Source organism: Sulfurimonas sp., assembly GCF_032250635.1.
GTDB lineage: Bacteria > Campylobacterota > Campylobacteria > Campylobacterales > Sulfurimonadaceae > Sulfurimonas.
Genome location: NZ_JAVVFL010000186.1, coordinates 1 through 1,839, shown reverse-complemented (window position 1 = coordinate 1,839; position 1,839 = coordinate 1). Strand labels below are relative to the sequence as shown.

Below are 1,839 nucleotides of genomic sequence, written 5' to 3'. Positions count from 1 at the left end.
AGGGAGATCCTTCGCTTTGCTCAGGATGACGGGAAGTAGTGACTCAGGATGACGATGGTTTTGCTCAGGATGGCAGTGGTTCTGATATCTGCTGCATAAAGTCTCAAACTTTCCAAATTCTTCTACTGTGTACTCTGATTTTATGCCTATACTTGTACACTCATTAAATGAAATCTCTACCCAAAACAGTTGTTTTTCAAGAAGTTTTCTGTCTTGTTTTATTTTATCTACCATCATAATAAAACTGCCTTTTTTATAATATATTTTGTAAATGGATTTTTAAACTCTCCATCGTCAAGCACAATATCAATTTTTTGTTCACCAAAATGTTTAAAAAATTCTATTCGTAAATACCTTAAATCTTTTTTTGTCATCTCTTTAGAAACAACTAACAAATCAATATCTCCACCTTTTTTTGTATCATCAACTCGACTTCCAAATAAATATAGCTTTGCAGTGGATGAAATAGTTTTTAGTTTATCTTTCAATACTTTTATTTGCTCTTGATAAAGTCTCATCTTTTTTCCTTTTTTGCTAATAGTTCTATGAAGTATGCCAATGGAATCAATCAATCAATCCATTATAGCTAAGCTCTAATGCTGAGTTTTCAACTTTGCTTTTAAGCATTTTTCTTCTCCATTAAAAACTCTACAAATTTAAAATCTATCTCTTCATCAATATCAACCGAACTTTTTCTATCCATCTTGTAGGCAAAAATATTATCTTTTAAAAAAAAGCTTTTTTCTTCTAAAAGTCTCTCTGTTTTACAAATATAGATAGCGCCGTTAATTCTATAATACTTTTCTAAGTCTTGACTTCGCTTGTTTAAAACTTCTTCTCTTAAAAAGTTACCCATGCTTCCATTTTGTGGTAAAGTATTGCTCCATAGTGGGCTGTGGTCCATTTCACACACACTAACTATTGCATCTGTATTTTTAGTCTCGAGTAGTTCTATTGCCTCATCTATATGTTTTTCATTTCGCAATGGACTTGTGGGTTGAAGTAAAATAATATAATCATATTTCTCTAAACTATCAATTGTGTGTTTAATAGCATCAAAAGTTGTAGCGGTGTCACTTGCCAGTTCATCTGGTCGTTTGATAGTTTCAGCTCCATATTCCTTTGAAATACTCAATATCTCTTCATCGTCACTGGTAACAACTACTTTGTCTATATATTTACTTTTTATACCAGCTTCTATGCTCCAAGTAATAAGTGGCTTTCCTGCTAAATCAAGCACATTCTTTCTTGGCAATCTTTTGCTTCCGCCTCTTGCGGGCACTATAGCTAAAAAAGTTTTATTATTAAACACTAAAAAACCCCATCATATTCATCATTTGCTTTTTTGTACTCTTCGATTCGTCCGATATCTAGCCAATATTCTCTAAGAGGAAACGATATTATATTTTTCTTTTCACCTATAAGCTTTTCAAAAAGTGTCGGCATATCATAAAACTTATCTTCTGGAATATACTCTAAAACTTCAGGTGAGAGCATGTATATCCCGGCACTTACAAAAAACTTATGTACAGGCTTCTCCTCGATAGAGAGAATTTTACTATCTTCGATATGTACAACTCCATAAGGCACTTGAAAATCATACTCTCGTACACACATAGTTCCCATGGCACTATTTGACATGTGATAGTCATGCAGATGCTCAAAATTTACATTTGTAAGCAAATCACCGTTCATTACAAAGAATGGTTCCGTTGGCTTTTCTTTGAGCAAGCTCAATGCCCCCGCTGTTCCCATTCTTTGTTCTTCAAAAACATACTCAATATTTACTCCAAATTCACTGCCATCTGATGTTAGTCCGCTCGGACAGTTCTTCAAAAA

3 protein-coding genes and 1 pseudogene are annotated in these 1,839 nt (G+C 33.4%); all 4 read right to left on the bottom strand.

What is annotated here, in order from left to right; genetic code table 11:
* Positions 1 to 237, bottom strand: a pseudogene (locus RQ763_RS10050) (hypothetical protein); the annotation flags it as partial.
* Entirely contained in the window at positions 234 to 518 is a 285-nt protein-coding gene (locus RQ763_RS10045; protein ID WP_314152780.1) for a nucleotidyltransferase domain-containing protein, read from the bottom strand. The gene RQ763_RS10045 and the pseudogene RQ763_RS10050, both read right to left, overlap by 4 nt.
* Positions 519 to 619: 101 nt before the next feature.
* Positions 620 to 1,282 carry an acylneuraminate cytidylyltransferase family protein gene (locus RQ763_RS10040; RefSeq protein WP_314152784.1) on the bottom strand — a complete coding sequence of 221 codons (663 nt, stop codon included), beginning with the start codon at positions 1,280 to 1,282 and terminating at the stop codon, positions 620 to 622.
* A 29-nt stretch (positions 1,283 to 1,311) separates the two neighbouring features.
* A partial coding sequence (locus RQ763_RS10035; protein WP_314152779.1) for a sugar phosphate nucleotidyltransferase occupies positions 1,312 to 1,839 on the bottom strand: 528 nt, incomplete at its 5' end.

Excerpts from the sequence above, each read along its gene's own strand:
- RQ763_RS10045 (WP_314152780.1), bottom strand. The coding sequence starts at position 518 with ATGAGACTTTATCAAGAGCAAATAAAAGTATTGAAAGATAAACTAAAA.